We start from the raw sequence: 15,380 nt of genomic DNA, 5'->3' as shown, positions 1-15,380 counted from the left end.
GGACACACCAGGCGTTGCGGTCCTCGTCACATCTGCCTTGGCTAAACTCCATCGGCCATCCACTCGCACGGATCGACCCGATGACGCCCCCCAGCAACTCCCCGCCCGATAACCGCGACCTGGCCTGGCTCGACGGCTGTGGCGAGGCGGGGGCGCTGATCCGGGCGTTCGACTGGAACGCTGCCGGGCTCGGGCCGATCGAAACCTGGCCGCAGAGCCTGCGCTCCATTACCGCGCTGCTGCTGCTTTCGCCTGTGCCGTTGGTGCTGCTGTGGGGCGAGAAGGGGATCATGATCTACAACGATGCCTACTCCGTCTTCGCCGGCAGCCGCCACCCGTCGCTGCTCGGCTCGGAAGTCCGCAAGGGCTGGGCCGAGGTCGCCGACTTCAACGACAACGTGATGCGGGTGGGCCTGGCCGGCGGAACTCTGGCGTACAAGGACCAGGAACTGACCCTGGTCCGGCACGGCGCACCCGAACCGGTCTGGATGAACCTCGACTATTCGCCCGTGCTGGGCGAGGACGGCACGCCGGCCGGCGTCATCGCCATCGTCGTGGAGACCACCCAGCGCGTGCTGGCCGAAGCGGAGGTCCGCGAAAGCGAGCGGCGCTTCCGCGAAGAACTGGAGGCGAAGGTGGCGGAGCGCACCGCCGCCCTGGAGCGCAGCGAGGAAAACATCCGCAAGGCCGAACAGGCGCTGATGCAGGTGCAGAAGATGGAGGCACTGGGCAACCTCACCGGCGGCATCGCGCACGACTTCAACAACCTGCTGATGGCCGTGCACGGCAGCCTGGAACTGCTGCGCGAACGCATGCCGCAGGACCCGATGCTGCTTCGCCTGCTGGACAACGCGATGGCCGGGGCACAGCGCGGCAGCACGCTGACGCGGCGCATGCTCGCCTATGCACGCAAGCAGGAACTGAAGGCCGAGCGAGTGGACCTGCGCGCGCTCGTGGAGGGCATGAAGGAGCTGATGCAGCGCTCGCTCGGCGGCACGATCGTGGTCGAAACGCGCTTCGCCCCCGACGTTCCTCCCGTGGAGGCCGATGCCAACCAGTTGGAATCGGCACTGCTCAATCTGGCCGTGAACGCGCGCGATGCGATGGACGGCGCCGGCACGATCGTCATTTCCACCGCGGAGAAGTGGGTCCGCAACACGGACGGACCCGTGCGCCCCGGGCACTACGTGCGCCTGTCGTTGTCGGACTCGGGTTCGGGCATGGACGAAGCCACGTTGAATCGCGCGATCGAGCCATTCTTCACGACGAAGGGCGTGGGCAAGGGCACCGGTCTGGGCCTGTCGATGGTGCACGGCCTCGCCGAACAGCTCGGCGGCGCATTGGTGATGCGCAGCAAGAAGGACGAAGGCACCACGGCGGAAATCTGGCTTCCGGCCGCCCCTGCGCTCCAGGCCGCCGCACCCGCTGCGCCGGCCACCGCGCCGTCCTTCTGCCGCATTCCCACGACGCGGACCCTGCGCATCCTTACCGTCGACGACGACGAGCTGGTGCGCGCGACCACAGTGGAGATGCTGGAAGACTTAGGCTACGCCGTGATCGCGGCGCGCTCCGGCGCGGAGGCGCTGAACCTGATCGAGGAAGCCGCGGTCGACCTGGTGATCACCGACCACGCCATGCCGCAGATGACCGGCACGCAACTCGCCATCCGGCTGCGCGAACGGTATCCCACGCTCCCCATCGTGCTTGCCACCGGCTATGCCGATCTGCCCGCGGGACCGCAGATCGACCTCCCGCGCCTTGCGAAGCCCTATTCCCAGGCGGCGCTGGCGAGCATGGTGGAGCAGGTGATGCCGTAGTATGATTTCGTAGATCATCCAACGAGGTATTCGTCCGATGCGCCAGTAATGCCCGCCCGATCTTCGGGCCGACAACGAACTCTCCCCCTCGGGAGAACGTGTGGCATGACTGGAAAAAACGCATGGCGAATACCTTTCTGACGCTGGACGGCGTCGCCTCTGTCCTGCCGGACGGCCGGACGCTCTTCTCCGATCTCCACGAATCGTTCGACGATCGCCCGACGGGCCTCGTCGGCCGTAACGGCGTGGGCAAGAGCACGCTTGCCCGCATGCTGGCCGGACACGAGGCGCCCGCGCGCGGCAGGATCGGGCGGGCCGCCACCACGTATTACCTCGCGCAACGTGCCGCCGACGACAGTGCAAGTTCGGTGGCCGAGCTTGCCGGCGTAGGCGAAGCCATCGCCGCGCTGGCACGCATCGAAGCGGGAAGCAGCGATCAGCGCGACTTCGACGCGGTGGACGAGCGTTGGGACATGCGCGAGCGCCTGCTCGATGCATTGCAGGCCGAGGGGCTTGGTCATCTCACTCCCGACGCGCGTACGAGCGCGCTGAGCGGTGGCGAAGCCATGCGTGTCGGCCTGCTCGGCGCGCGTCTGTGCGGCGCCGACTACCTGATCCTCGACGAGCCCAGCAACCACCTCGACCGCGAGGCGCGAAGCGAACTGCGCAACTGGCTTCGCACATGGACCGGAGGGTTGCTGGTCGTGAGTCACGATCGCGAATTGCTCGGCGACATGGCGCGCATCGTCGAACTATCGCCACAGGGGTTGCGCAGCTACGGTGGCGGTTACGCGTTCTATGCGGAAACCAGCGCCCAGGAACGGGACGCTGCGCAGCGCTCGCTGGATGCGAGCAAGCTCGAACGGAAACGGGCCGAACAGGCGATGCGCGAACAACAGGAAAGGCAGGTGCGGCGACAGTCGCGTGGCAGGCGCGACGCCGGCGACGCCAACCTGCCGCGCATCATGCTCGGTGGAAGGCAGAGCCGCAGCGAAGCGACCGCCGGCAAGCTGGAGCAGCAGCGGGAAGCGACTCGCGAAGCCCTTGCGGCGAAGGTGGCTGACGCGGCACGCCGCGTGAACGAGGACGTGGCACCCGCGCTGCTGGTACCCGGCACCGCTCGGGTTGCCCGCAGGCGTGTCGCGGTGCTCCAGGACGTGGTGCTCCCCCACGTGCGTGGCGGTGCGCGAACCATCGATGTGGTGCTCAGGGGAAACCAGCGCGTCGGAATCACGGGTCGAAACGGCAGCGGCAAGTCCACGCTTCTGCATGTGCTCGCAGGGCGGATCGCGCCCCTGTCCGGAAGCATCGACGTGCCCGTGCGCGTCGCCTGGCTCGATCAGCGCCTTGCCACGCTGGACCCGGCACGTCCACTCATCGTGCAGATGCGCGAGGCCGCGCCTTCGGTCGCCGAGGACACCTTGCGTCTGCGCCTTGCCTTGCTCGGCCTGGACGCGCGGAAGATCGGTATACCGACGGGCTCGCTCAGCGGTGGCGAGCGCCTGAAAGCGGCCCTTGCCCAGGCGCTGGTGGCGGAGCCGCCGCCCGAGCTGCTGCTGCTCGACGAACCGGGCAACCACCTGGACATCGCTTCGCTGGAAGCCCTGGAGGCGATGCTGATGCAGTACGAGGGTGCACTCGTCGTCGTATCGCACGACGAGGCGTTCCTCGACCGGCTTGCCCTCACGGACCGGCTGTCGCCGACGCCGGAGGGCTGGCGCTTGCTGCCATGGTGAGGGCCTTGCCGCCGAGGCGCAGGTTGCGCACGAGGTAGTCGCGCAGTGCCGGGTCCGGCGGGCTCAGTCCTTCTTGCCGATGGCCTGCGGCAGGCGGTATCGCTGGTGTCCGTAGGCCCAGCTCGGCCACAGCGCGTGTGCCAGCGCCACCTTTTCGAGCTGCGGGTCCACCGCCTCCGGTTCCAGCTTCTCCCCCTCCACCGTGTAGTGGTACTGCGCGGCAGGCTGGTTCGGGCGCAATACCACGAGGGTGTCTTTGCTGAGATAACCGTAGTTGTCACCGTACTGCATGATGGCGCGGTCAGGGTAATGCCGGGTGAGATCGGCGCCGAGCATCGGGTGTTCGCTGCTGATGCCGATGAGCGAGAGCAGGGTCGGCGCGAGGTCCACCTGGCTGACGATGTGATCGTCCTTCTTCACCGGCACGCCCGCGCCGATGATCAGCGCCGGGATGTGGAAGTGGCGCACCGGCACCAGGCTGGCGCCGAACACGCGCGCGTCGTGGTCGGCCACCACGAGGAACACGGTGTGGTTCCAGTACGGCGACTGCTTCGCCTTGGCGAAGAACTGTCCGATGGACCAGTCGGCGTAGCGCACCGCGTTCGCGTTGCTCGCCGGATCGCCTTCCGGCTTGATGCGGCCGGCAGGGTATTCCCACGGCGTGTGATTGGATACGGAGAAGGCGACGGTCAGGGTCGGCTTGTCGCCGTCGTCGAGCAGGCGCTGGTGCAGTTCGTTGAACATGTCCTCGTCGGACGCGCCCCAGGAACCGACGAAGGCCGGCTTCGTCTTGAAGGTGGCGCGGTCGACGACCTCGTTGAACCCGTTGCCGAAGAAGAACGAGCGCATGTTGTCGAAGTGCGCCTCGCCGCCGTAAAGGAACCGGGTGTGGTAACCGAAGGTATCCAGCAGCGCGCCCAGGGTGAAGAAGTCGCGCTGGCTGCGCGGCAGCTTCAGCACGGCCTCGGCCGGCGTGGGCAGGAACCCGGTGGTCACCGCTTCCAGGCCGCGCGCGCTGCGCGTGCCCGTGGCATACGTGCGGGTGAGCCACCAGCCGTCGTTCGACAGCTTGTCGAGTTCGGGCGTGTAGCCCGCGCCGCCCAGGCTGCCGACAAACTGCGCACCGAGGCTTTCCTCGAGGATGATGACGAGGTTGAGCGGCTTGTCGCCTTGCCGCGTGGCCTGCTGGCGGTGCAGGCTCGGGTATTGCGGATCGAGCGGCGCGCCTTCGAATCCGGCGGTGGCGCGCACGATGGACTGCATCTCGGCTTCGGGCATCTTGCCGTACACGGCGGACGCCGAGCGCTCGTTGCCCAGAGCGATGGCCGCGTTGAGCACGCTGTAAAGGGAGTTGAGCGGCAGCGCGTTCACCATCGCGTCGTTGGTGAACGCCACCTGCGACGCGTTCAAAGGACGATGTTGCAAGGTGCCGCGGCCGGCCAGGAAAAGGACGACGAAGGCCAGCACCGTCGCCACCGGGCGCAGCCAACCGCGCATCGGCACAGGGTCGGGACGACGCGTGGGCAACAGGCGGAAGCCCACCCACCCGACCAACGCAAAGACGATGAGCGCACCGGCCACCACCACCTTGTAGCCGTGCCAGAGCATCGCCAGCACTTCGTTCGGGCTGGTCAGGTACTCGAAGTACAGACGGTTCGGACGCGTGTCGTATTCCACGATGAACTGGGGTGTGGACACTTCCAGCAGCACGAAGGCCAGCCACCAGAAGCGCAGCCACCACGCGGCGATGCGCGTGGGCCAGGCGCGATGCCCGAGCCAGGGCGACAGCAGCGCGGGCCAGGCGACAATCATGGCCACCAGAGAAAGATCGATACGCCAGCCGCCAAGGAGGATCGGCCACAGCCCGCCCGCGTCGTGGACGCGGGTCCACTGCCACAGCGAAAGCCCCACGCGGGACAGGGTCAGGAACACGAGGGCGGCGACGATGAAGCGCCAGGTAAGCTTGCGCACGTTGAGTGGTCCGGGGTGGGCGCGGCAGCCGCCACGCGTGAAAGAGGCATGTTACAGGCCTGAGACTTTACACTGACGGTCTTTTCGACAACTTACGGGGGCCTTTCGGCCGCCGCGCGAGGACCGACGATGTTCAGACTGGCCGAGGCCACGCCGATCGCCACCGGGCACGTCCGTGAGGTGTACCAGCACCCGGACGACGCCGATCTGCTGATCAAGGTGATCGCCAGCGGCTCCATCGAAGAGCGCTGGAACAAGGCCCCGTGGTACCGCCGCATGGCGCGCAGCGGACCTTACAAGGATTTCGTCCGCGAGTTCCGTGAATACGTCACGGGCATCTACGTGGGGGGCTATGCCACGTCCCCCATCGCCCGTGTGGTCGGACTGGAAATGACCGACATCGGCCTGGGGCAGATCGTCGAGAAGGTGCGCGCACCCGACGGCGGGCTCGCGCCGACGCTGCACGACTGGGTGAAGGCCGAGGGGTTCACCGGGAAGACGCAGGCCGAGTTGGAGGCGTTCTACGCGCGACTGCTCTCGCACGACACCATCGCCGCCGATCTTCATGCATGGAACGTCGTGTACGGCGAGGATTCGCGCGGCGGACCGCGCCTGGTGATGATCGACGGCTTCGGCGAGAAGAACATCATCCCGCACTGCTCCATGAGCCGCGCGCACAACGCATCGCGCACGAAGAAGAAGTACGAACGGATGGTGCGGAGGACAAAGGCGGAAGCGCCCACATCGGCGTAGCTGCCAGCCCGGTAGGAGCGCGCCTTGCGCGCGACAGTTTTTCGCGGATGCCTGGAAGCTGGCGCGCCAGGCCGGGAACAGGGGCGAAAAGCTGTCGCGCGCAGGGCGCGCTCCTACGGCTTCGGGGCAGTCGGAACGCAGCCGGGCTTCGACGCGTCCGCGGGCAGCAGCGAGAACCGGGTGCGGTTCGCGACGCCCAGCGGCACCACTTTCTCCGTCACTACGCACGCATCGAGCGCTTCGTCGTTGATCAGCAACCAGCGATGCGCCGGATCGGCGGCCTGCCAGGCCCGGCCGTCTCGGAGCTGGTCCGCGGCGTCGCGCGCGAACCCGAACTCGGCCACCGGGCGGCGCGCCTGGTACAGAAGTTCCTCGCGCCAGAGGACCAGACCCAACTGGCCGTCCGGGCCGATGCGCTGATCGGCCTCTTCCATCAACTGCCGGGTGGACTGGTTCGCGTCCAGCAAGGGATAGGTGCCCACGGGCCAGATGATCCAGCCGAGGCCGATGCCCGCGAGTAACGCGGCCACGCCACGGCGCGGCCGGAACACCGCTGCCGCGACCAGGAAGCCGACGCCCACGGCGATCACACACCACCACAAGGGCTCGCCGTGGCCGGGCAGCTCGTAGCCCTCGGCGATCCGCCGCGCGGCTTTGGGCGCCTTGAGCAGCGCCCATGCGCCGACCCCGACGAAGACGACGGCACAGACGGAAGCAATGCCGAACGCGACGCGGGGCAGCCAGCGGGTCTTGAGCAGCGCGGCCACCTCCGGCGCCATCGCCAGCGCCAGCATGGGCAGCGCGGGCAGGATGTAGATGGCACGCTTGCCACTGGGTATGGAGAAGAACACCAGCACGAGCACAACCCACGCCAGAGGCAACCACACGCGCGGGTCGCGCAACCGCAGGGCAGCGCGCCAGCCCGCCACGACGAAGGGCAACAGCAGCCAGGTGGGAATCCACTCCCGGAGAATCACCACCAGGAAGAACCACGGGGCTTCCTCGTGCTGCCAGGAATTGGCATAGCGCTCGGCCGTCTGCCGGAACAGGATGTCCTGCACATAGGCCAGGTATTCCGGCGTGCGCAGCCCGTACGCGGCCGTGAGCATGGGTACAAGCCACAACGCGATGGCCAGCAGGAACGCCACTGCGCCGCCCGCCCAGCGCCAGCCGTCGCCTTGCGTGCGGACGACCCCGGGCCACTGGCGCATCCGCATGACCGCATAGGGCAGCAGCATGAAGAGGGCGATGACGCCCACGCCCTTGGTGATGACCCCCAGGCCGGCAGCGAAGCAGCCCAGCCAGTACATGCGCCAGTTGGGGCCGCGCAGGCAGTGCAGCAGGATGCCGGTGTTGCCCAGGGTGATCCAGAAGAGGTTCAGCGGATCGATCTGGGCGTGCTTGACCACGTCCACGAACTGCATGGTCGCCAGCACCAGGGTGGCGGCGATCAGGCCCACGCGATCGTTCCAGAGACGGCGCCCCAGGTGCCAGACGAGGGCCAGGGTGCCCAGGCCGGAAAGGAGCGACGTGAGCAGGAAGGCGCCGCGCCACCCGCCGGTGAGCCACATCCAGAAGGCTTCCGTCCACATCAGCATGGGCGGCTTGTCCGAATACAGCTCGATGCCACGGTGCGGGAACAGCCACTGGCCGGACTCGAGCATCTGCCGGGCCACCAGGGCGAAGCGCGGCTCGTCGGGCGGCCAGGGGGAACGCAGGCCGATGCCCGCCGCCAGCACGACCAGGGCGATCAGCATGAACCAGCCGAACTCGCGGCGGGAGGAGCGTTCGTCGATGGGAGGCATGGCGGGGTCTGGTCGAATGATCGACGCATCCTAACGGACCGTCGCGTCACCTGCCCTATCGTTTCCTTAGCGGGCGTCGCGCGAATTCGGCAGGCACCCATTTCAATTTTTCGGGGCTGGGACGTCTAAGGGTTTCGCCGGTGCGGAAATCGGCGTTCGTCCCTGCCCGTACGGGCGCCGATTTCCCACCGTGCGACCATTAGTTACCGCCCCATGAACGCAGTCAGGCAGACCATGGATCCATCGGAGACGGGCGCGTCCCCGCCGGGTACGCGGGCGGCCCAGGTGGTCGCCCTGTTCCGTGAGCACAACGCGGCCCTTGTCGCATTCCTTCGCGTACGGCTCAACTCGCTGGCCGACGCACAGGAGGTGGCGCAGGAGGTTTATCTCAAGCTGCTCTCGCTCGACGAGGGCACGAAGATCGATTCGCCTCGCGCCTTTCTCTTCCGAGCCGCGGCAAACCTGGCCGTGGACCGCCTGCGCATGCGCAACGTCCGGGCCACCGCGCCGGCCGATCCGGACAACGACGACTGGCACGTCACGCCCATGCCGGAACAGCACACCTCGGCCCACGAACAGTGGCGCGACTTGCGCCAGGCCCTGGACGAACTGCCGCCGAAGACGAGCCGGGCTTTCGTGATGCATGTGATCGACGGCCGCGACTTCGCCGCCATCGCCCGTGAGATGAACCTCAGTGAGCGCATGGTGCGCTACCACGTCGGCAATGCCCTGGCGCACTGCCGCCAACGCCGCGACCACGCGGAGAACTCCCAATGACCGCCACGTTTTATTCCTTCGACCGGCAGATCGAGCATGCCGCCGCCGACTGGTGGGCACGCCTGCGCGATCCGGCCCTGCCCGAACCGGCCCTCCTGCAATGGAGCGAATGGCTGGAAGCCGACCCCCGCCACGCCGCCGCCTTCGACCGTGCCTGTGCCCTGGCCGAGTCCGCCTCCACCATGGACGCCGCGACGCGCAGCGCATTCGTAGGCCGCTTCGCCTCCGCCCGCGGTGGCCGCCGCGGCCCCTCGCGCTTCGTGCTGAGCCTGGCCGCCGCCGTCGCCCTGGTCGTGCTCGGGGCAGGCCTCTTCCTCGGACTGCGCCCCGGCCTGTCCGGCGCTCCCCAGCAATACACCAGCGAGCGCGCGGGCCATCGCGACATCGATCTCCCGGACGGCTCCAGCATCGAACTGGGCGGCGCCACGTCGGTCACCGCACGCTACGGGCGCGACGAACGCGCCATCGACCTGGAATCCGGCGAGGCCTTCTTCCGCGTGGCCCATGCCGAGCGCCCGTTCGTGGTGAACGCCGGGCCGCTGCGCATTCGCGACCTCGGTACCGCATTCAATGTGCGCCGCACCGGCGACCGGGTGACCGTCGCAGTCACGGAAGGCAGGGTGCGGGTCTCGCCGCTGGCGGGCCAGGGCGATGCCGCCACCGTCGAACTCGGCGCCGGCCGGGAGGTGTCCTTCGATCCGGAAACCCAGGCCATGCGCATCCTGGACGTCGATCCGGCCACCGCCACGGCCTGGCGCGGCCATCGGCTTGAATTCGTCAACGAGCCGCTGTCCTCGGTGGTGGAAAACGTGAACCGTTACAGCGCCCGCCCCATCCGCCTCGCCGATCCGTCGCTGGGCCGGATGACGTTTACCGGCACCGTCCAGGTCGATACCATCGACAGCTGGGTGGCGGCACTCCCGCGGGTGTTCCCGGTCCGCGTCGACGCCTATCCCGACCGACTGGAGCTGGCACGCCAGACGACCGCCGCGCGGGGTGCCCGACCGCGCTGAACATGTAGAACCCATTGGGGCCGCTGGTCTTGCAACACATGCTTCGCGGGCGTCGGCGCGTACTCACCGGCGCGCTCGCGCTGGCCCTCGTCGCCCGGGCCGCCGGTGCCGCCGAGGGCTCCGGCGACAGCGGTCCTCCCGCCATGGCTTTCGCCATTGCCCCGCAGCCCCTCGCCACGGCGCTTCTCGCGTGGGGCAAGCAGGCCAACGTGCAAGTGCTCACCGCGTCCGGTTCCATCGCCAACTGGCGTTCCGGCGGCGCCCATGGCGTCCTCACACCCGATGCCGCCCTGGACGAATTGCTGCAGGGCACCGACCTGGAGCGCGAGCGCTACGACCCGCGCACGGTGGTCGTAAGGCAGCGGCAGAATCCCAACGACGCCACCCCCACGCCCGTCGACCCGGTGGCGCCCTTCGACCCCACCACGGTCGTGCCCCTGGCCACCGTCGATGTGCAGGGCCTCGTGTCCGACACCGGCTTCAAGGCCGACACCACCCGCACCGTGACGCGCCAGGAAACGGCGCTGGCGGACGTGCCGCAATCGGTCACGGTGGTGACACGGGACGTGATCGAATCGCAGCAGGCGGTCGACATCGGCGACGTCGCCCGCTATGTGGCCGGCGTGCAGTACGTCGATGGCTACGGTGGCTCGCCGCTGTTCCTCATTCGTGGATTCGACGCGGGGCACGGCCTGACCGATGGCATGCCCAACGGCATCGCGCGCACGGAAGATCTTCCGCCGCTCATCGGTATCGAGCGCGTCGAGGTCCTGCGCGGGCCGGAAGCCATCCTGGGCGACGCGTCGCAGAACAACAATTTCGGCGGTTCGATCAACGTGGTGATGAAGCGTCCGCAGGCGGACCCGGTGCGAACCCTCACCTACTCGCTCGGCGAATACGATGGCGGACGGCTCGGCGTCGACCTGGCGGGCGCGGCATCGCGCGACGGCGCACTGAGCTATCGCCTCGTGGCCGCCGGACAGCGCGGCGAGAAGACTCCGCAAGGCTATGGCGGAGGGCGCGGCGCGTACCTCGCGCCGTCGCTCGCCTGGCAGGGCGCGAACACCCGCGTGATGGCGGGTCTGGAATACGTGGACAACCGGGTTCCCGGCCCCGACCACTCGGTGCTCTTCGGGCCCACGGTGTCCACCGCGACGCTCGCGACGCGCACCCGCGACGATCCCAACGACGTCTCGCGTTTCCGCACGAGCCGCGCCGTGTTCGAACTGCAACACGAGTTCGGCGGCGACTGGACGCTGCACAGCCAGGGGCAATACGTGCGCCAGCGCAGCGACGGCCGCAGTCTGTCCTACCTCTCCACCGGTTTCGTCGGTTCGCTGGATGCCGTGGCGCGCAGCTTCCGTTATTCCGGCACCTACTGGACCTGGCAGAACGACCTGAGCGCCAGCTTCCGCCACGGCAATGTCACCCACAACGTTCTCGTGGGCCTCGACCTGGCGCGCACGCACGCCGGCGACAACGGCAGCGGCAGCATCGAGGAAGGCGACGTCGTGGACGACGGCAACCGCAGTGCGGTGATCGTCACGCGGCCGGTCGCTTTCCTGCGTGCAACGGATGCCTTCTCGAAGAAATTCGACACGTTTGTTGCACCGCTCGACACCACGGTGCAGCACCTGGGCGGTTCATGGCAGACGAACGCCGGGCTGTATTTCCAGGACCAGGTGGCGATCGCCGATCGCTGGAACCTGCTTGCCGCCCTGCGTCGCACCAGTTATCGCCTGGACACGCGCTGGCAAGACGGGTCGCCGCGCCGCGTGGACGAATCGCGCTGGATACCGAAGCTGGGCGTGGTCTACAAGGTGTCGCCGGAGGTCTCTCTCTATGCCGACACGTCCACGGGTTTCCAACCCGACCCATTGCTGGGCAAGGACGGCCAACCCCTGCCCGTGGCGACGTCGCGCCAGCTGGAGGTCGGCGGCAAGTTCGACCTGTTCGACCAGCGTGCACGGCTCACGGCCGCGCTCTACCGCATCCGTGTGGACCACAGCGTGGATCTGGTATCGCCGGAACCGCCCTTCTTCGCCACGCCAGGGCCGGGCCAGACCAACCGCGGTCTCGAAGTGGAATTCGCGGGACGGATCGCGCCCGGGCTGGACGTGCTGGCCAGCCTCACCGAGGCGCGCATCCGCAACAACGACGACACCCGCCCCACCGGCGCACCGAAGCACCAGGCTGCGGTATGGGCAAGCTACCGTTTCGGCGCGGGCCCGCTGAAACCGTGGGGCGTAGGAGCCGGCGTGCTGGCGCGCAGCCGCAGTCTGGGCCGCACGAGTGCGGACGGCCAGTATTTCGGCATTCCTGGCCAGGCAAGCGTGGAGACGAACGTCACGCGCTACGGCTCGAACTGGCGCGTGACGCTCGGCGTGAAGAACCTTTTCGCGCGAACGCTCTACGCGGTGAACTTCGACGAGACCTTCGTGCCGATCCGGCAAGGCCGCGTGGTACTCCTCACCGGCGTCTACGACTTTTAATTTTTGTGGGAGCCGGCTACGCCGGCGATCCCGCGGCAGCGGGCAAACTTGCCACGAGCACCCATCGCCGCTGAAGCGGCTCCCACAAATGCCAGCCTGCCCTATGTGGGAACCGGCGCGGACTTGCCGAACGTCTTCAGCGCGACATCGCATGCCTCCCTGCGAAACGCATCGTTCCCGGCGAAACCGGCCGGTCCATCAACAAGGGGAATGTCGTAGCAACCGTCGTCACCTACGACACCCCCGTGACGCCGCCATAACCGGTCATACGCCGCCACGGTAACGCCGGCGCGACGATCGAGGGGATGCGCCTCATGGCCCACGCCGCGCAACCGTGCGAACCCGTAATGCCCGGCCAGCGCGCGCACCACCGACAGCAACAGGTCGCGTGGGCGGACGCCGCCGGTGGCGCGCGTGAATCGCGCGATCGCACCGCGGCCGAGGTAGGCCCAGGAGCCCCGCACCGCGCCGATGAGCAGCCCGTCATCCCCACCAAAAGTGATGGTGCAGGAGGAGATCACTTCCTTGTCGCCGTTCAGGAGGAACAGGCCGAGCTCGCCCGTGCATTCGTGCTCGGGTGCCCGCGCGTGCAGGTAGGCCACTTCGCCCCCGCCTAACGGCAGGGTGGCCAGGCGCACGTCGTGGCCCTTCAGCAGGCGGCTGCGCAGCCGCTCCGGGAACTCGCGCGCCACGAAGCGATAGTGCGCCTCGATGAGCCGCGCACGGGTCGCCAGGTCGAAAGACCGCGAGATGTAGTGCGACTGCCAGCGCTCGTACACCCGCGGGTTGGACTCGGCCGCCGCCCGCATCGTGCGGGACGCCCCGACGAGGCGCAGCCACTGGGCCTGGCGTCGGAAGGCGGCAAGGGTGCGCAGCAGGTAAGTCAGCCGGCGCTCGGGCATCGGCCGCAACCGCCGCAGCGCCGCGCGCCGGCGGGCATGGTCGAGAACCAGCGCGAGAGGGCCGCGCTCGGGGCGCTCCTGAGGCCAACCCAGGGCGAGGTCGTCGTAAGGCGCACTGTGCTGATATCGGGACTGCATGCCTACAAGACGTGCGAGGCTCGAAAAATTGAAATCCACTGCGAGATGGCCCGCTGCCGCGGGATCGCCGGCAGATAGCCGGCTCCCACAGTTCGACGGACGATCCCGCTGCTTACGACACACGCTGGCACCCCATACTGGCCCAAGTGCCGCCGCATGCTGCGAGCTTTGTGTGGGAGCCGCTTCAGCGGCGATGGGGCTGCCTCAAGCGCCGCGCTTGCGCCGCTCGTCCTTCCAGACGATCCAGGCCCCCAGCAAGGTCAGCAGGGCCAGCGCGTACCAGGTGATGGCGTACATCAGGTGGTTGTCAGGGAAGGCGATCACCGTGAGCCCGCCCACGGGGCCGTCGTCGCCACCGCCACGGCCGGGAGACGAGGCCGCGTCGGCATCCACGAAGTAGGGAGCCACGTGGTCCAGGCCCTTCGCAGCCGCGATGGCAGCCACGTCGCGGGAATACCAGCGGTCGTTGGCCGGATCGTTCGCCTGGAGGAAGGCGCCTCGCGGCTCGCTGATGCGCAGCAGCCCGGAGATCGTGGTCTCGCCGGACGGACCGGGCGTGCACGTGGCCTTGCCGCCGCACCAGCCAGGCGACACGAAGCCGCGGTTCACCAGCACCACGTCGCCATTGCGCAGCCGGAGCGGCGTCAGCAACCAGGAGCCCATGCCCAGCTCCGTGCTGGCACGCACACGCACGCTCTTGTCTTGCAGGAACGTTCCCGTGAGTCGCACCCGCCTGTATTCGTCGTTCGCCGCGCTCACGACCGGCCATTGGCCGCGAGCCGGCGCGTCCACCGGTTGCGCGTGTACCCGCGCGTCGACGCGAGCGATGAGGTCGTGCTTCCATGCCCGCCGATGCACCTGCCACGTGCCCAGCGCCATGAAGCCGGCGAACAGCACCGCACCGAGCAGCGCGAGCGACCCCAGAACGAAGACGCCGCGCGGTGGGCGCGGCGTCTGCTTGTCGTTACCCGTGTCCACGCGCGCGCTCAAGGCAGGTTCTTGGCCTGCTGCTCGGTCATCTCGTGCGACATGCCCGGCATCATGTTCGAGTTCATGTGGTACATGACCCAGATCGAGCCCGACAGCGTGATCACCACCATGACCAGCGTGAAGATCAGCGCCAGCATGCTCCAGCCGCCTTCGGCCTTCGTGTTCATGTGCAGGAAGTAGACCATGTGCACCACGATCTGGATCGCCGCGAAGGTGAGGATCACCACCGCCAGCGTCTGCGAGTTCGGGATGACCTTGTCCATGACCAGCCAGAAGGGGATCGCCGTTAGCACCACGGCGAGGAAGAACCCCATCATGTAGCCCTTCAGCGTGCTGGGCGCGTGGCCGTCGTCGTGCTCGTGGTGATCGTGCGCGTCGTGGTGGTCGTGCGATTCGATGTGCGCGCTCACGGCAGCACTCCCATCAGGTAAACGAAGGTGAAGACGCCAACCCAGACCACGTCGAGGAAGTGCCAGAACATCGACAGGCACATGATGCGGCGCTTGTTGGCGGGCGTAAGGCCGAAGCGACCCACCTGGAACAGCAGCGTGATCAGCCAGATGATGCCGAAGGTCACGTGCAGGCCGTGGGTGCCGACCAGGGTGAAGAACGAGGACAGGAACGCGCTGCGCTGCGGACCGGCGCCCTCGTGGATCAGATGTGCGAACTCGAAGAGCTCGATGCCGAGGAAGGCCGCACCGAACAGCCCGGTGACGATAAGCCAGGCCATCATCGTGCCGCGGCGGTTCTTCTGCATCTCCAGCACGGCGAAGCCGTAGGTGATGGAAGACAGCAGAAGCATGGTGGTGTTGACCGCCACCAGCGGCAGGTCGAAGAGATCGGCACCGGACGGACCGCCCGCATAGCTCCGCCCCAGCACGCCATAGGTGGCGAACAGACAGGCGAAGATGAGGCAGTCGCTCATCAGGTAGATCCAGAACCCGAGCAACGTGCCGTTGGCCGGGTGGTGGTCCTTGGACATCCAG

12 protein-coding genes are annotated in these 15,380 nt (G+C 67.9%); 6 read left to right on the top strand and 6 right to left on the bottom strand.

From position 1 onward, the window contains the following. The first annotated feature begins 80 nt into the window (after window positions 1–80). Together HBF26_RS07985 and HBF26_RS07980 are read left to right on the top strand one after the other, a co-directional pair. A complete protein-coding gene (locus HBF26_RS07985; RefSeq protein WP_167124836.1) occupies window positions 81–1,817 on the top strand; it encodes a response regulator in 1,737 nt (578 codons plus the stop codon). A gap of 122 nt (window positions 1,818–1,939) precedes the next feature. Beyond that, a complete protein-coding gene (locus HBF26_RS07980) occupies window positions 1,940–3,553 on the top strand; it encodes an ABC-F family ATP-binding cassette domain-containing protein (RefSeq protein ID WP_167124834.1) in 1,614 nt (537 codons plus the stop codon). 63 nt (window positions 3,554–3,616) lie between these two features. On the opposite strand, the gene HBF26_RS07975 is transcribed toward HBF26_RS07980, so the two are convergent. After that, the gene (locus HBF26_RS07975; protein WP_167124832.1) at window positions 3,617–5,524 is read right to left on the bottom strand and encodes a sulfatase-like hydrolase/transferase; all 1,908 of its coding nucleotides are present in this window, start codon (window positions 5,522–5,524) and stop codon (window positions 3,617–3,619) included. Between the two features lie 129 nt (window positions 5,525–5,653). Between HBF26_RS07975 and HBF26_RS07970 the strand changes: the two genes are divergently transcribed. Continuing rightward, the gene (locus HBF26_RS07970; protein ID WP_167124830.1) at window positions 5,654–6,277 is read left to right on the top strand and encodes a YrbL family protein; all 624 of its coding nucleotides are present in this window, start codon (window positions 5,654–5,656) and stop codon (window positions 6,275–6,277) included. 113 nt (window positions 6,278–6,390) lie between these two features. On the opposite strand, the gene HBF26_RS07965 is transcribed toward HBF26_RS07970, so the two are convergent. Beyond that, window positions 6,391–8,082, bottom strand: a complete 1,692-nt coding sequence (locus HBF26_RS07965) for an ArnT family glycosyltransferase (RefSeq protein ID WP_167124828.1) — start codon at window positions 8,080–8,082, stop codon at window positions 6,391–6,393. A 213-nt stretch (window positions 8,083–8,295) separates the two neighbouring features. On the opposite strand from HBF26_RS07965, the gene HBF26_RS07960 reads away from it, so the two are divergent. From HBF26_RS07960 to HBF26_RS07950, 3 genes are read left to right on the top strand one after another with little or no spacing between them, the layout of a single operon-like run. After that, entirely contained in the window at window positions 8,296–8,859 is a 564-nt protein-coding gene (locus HBF26_RS07960; RefSeq protein ID WP_240151253.1) for an RNA polymerase sigma factor, read from the top strand. After that, window positions 8,856–9,872: a FecR family protein gene (locus tag HBF26_RS07955; RefSeq protein ID WP_167124826.1), complete on the top strand. Its 1,017-nt coding sequence runs from the start codon at window positions 8,856–8,858 to the stop codon at window positions 9,870–9,872. Before HBF26_RS07960 ends, HBF26_RS07955 begins: the two co-directional genes overlap by 4 nt. 38 nt (window positions 9,873–9,910) lie before the next feature. Next, on the top strand, window positions 9,911–12,364 hold the full coding sequence (locus HBF26_RS07950) for a TonB-dependent siderophore receptor (RefSeq protein WP_167124824.1): 2,454 nt from the start codon (window positions 9,911–9,913) through the stop codon (window positions 12,362–12,364). A 101-nt stretch (window positions 12,365–12,465) separates the two neighbouring features. Here the strand turns inward: HBF26_RS07950 and HBF26_RS07945 are convergent, their stop codons facing one another. The 4 genes from HBF26_RS07945 to cyoC all read right to left on the bottom strand — a co-directional run bounded on the left by HBF26_RS07945 (window position 12,466) and on the right by cyoC (window position 15,376). After that, on the bottom strand, window positions 12,466–13,404 hold the full coding sequence (locus HBF26_RS07945) for a DUF535 family protein (RefSeq protein WP_167124821.1): 939 nt from the start codon (window positions 13,402–13,404) through the stop codon (window positions 12,466–12,468). A gap of 204 nt (window positions 13,405–13,608) precedes the next feature. After that, the gene (locus HBF26_RS07940) at window positions 13,609–14,394 is read right to left on the bottom strand and encodes an SURF1 family protein (protein WP_167124819.1); all 786 of its coding nucleotides are present in this window, start codon (window positions 14,392–14,394) and stop codon (window positions 13,609–13,611) included. After that, a complete protein-coding gene (gene cyoD, locus HBF26_RS07935; RefSeq protein WP_208382024.1) occupies window positions 14,391–14,804 on the bottom strand; it encodes a cytochrome o ubiquinol oxidase subunit IV in 414 nt (137 codons plus the stop codon). The genes HBF26_RS07940 and cyoD overlap by 4 nt, the downstream gene beginning before the upstream one ends. Next, window positions 14,801–15,376, bottom strand: a complete 576-nt coding sequence (gene cyoC / locus HBF26_RS07930; RefSeq protein ID WP_208382077.1) for a cytochrome o ubiquinol oxidase subunit III — start codon at window positions 15,374–15,376, stop codon at window positions 14,801–14,803. The genes cyoD and cyoC overlap by 4 nt, the downstream gene beginning before the upstream one ends. Window positions 15,377–15,380 lie beyond the last annotated feature (4 nt).

Origin of the sequence: Luteibacter jiangsuensis (assembly GCF_011742555.1) — a bacterium.
In the GTDB taxonomy this organism is placed as follows: Bacteria; Pseudomonadota; Gammaproteobacteria; order Xanthomonadales; family Rhodanobacteraceae; genus Luteibacter; species Luteibacter jiangsuensis.
This window is presented reverse-complemented; position numbering and strand designations above follow the sequence as displayed.

What these genes read in the sequence shown, in the direction of transcription:
- HBF26_RS07950 (WP_167124824.1), top strand. Translation starts at nt 9,911, where the DNA reads ATGCTTCGCGGGCGTCGGCGCGTACTCACCGGCGCGCTCGCGCTGGCC.
- HBF26_RS07945 (WP_167124821.1), bottom strand. Translation starts at nt 13,404, where the DNA reads ATGCAGTCCCGATATCAGCACAGTGCGCCTTACGACGACCTCGCCCTG.
- cyoC (WP_208382077.1), bottom strand. Translation starts at nt 15,376, where the DNA reads ATGTCCAAGGACCACCACCCGGCCAACGGCACGTTGCTCGGGTTCTGG.
- HBF26_RS07985 (WP_167124836.1), top strand. Translation starts at nt 81, where the DNA reads ATGACGCCCCCCAGCAACTCCCCGCCCGATAACCGCGACCTGGCCTGG.
- HBF26_RS07960 (WP_240151253.1), top strand. Translation starts at nt 8,296, where the DNA reads ATGAACGCAGTCAGGCAGACCATGGATCCATCGGAGACGGGCGCGTCC.
- HBF26_RS07980 (WP_167124834.1), top strand. Translation starts at nt 1,940, where the DNA reads ATGGCGAATACCTTTCTGACGCTGGACGGCGTCGCCTCTGTCCTGCCG.
- HBF26_RS07970 (WP_167124830.1), top strand. Translation starts at nt 5,654, where the DNA reads ATGTTCAGACTGGCCGAGGCCACGCCGATCGCCACCGGGCACGTCCGT.
- HBF26_RS07965 (WP_167124828.1), bottom strand. Translation starts at nt 8,082, where the DNA reads ATGCCTCCCATCGACGAACGCTCCTCCCGCCGCGAGTTCGGCTGGTTC.
- HBF26_RS07955 (WP_167124826.1), top strand. Translation starts at nt 8,856, where the DNA reads ATGACCGCCACGTTTTATTCCTTCGACCGGCAGATCGAGCATGCCGCC.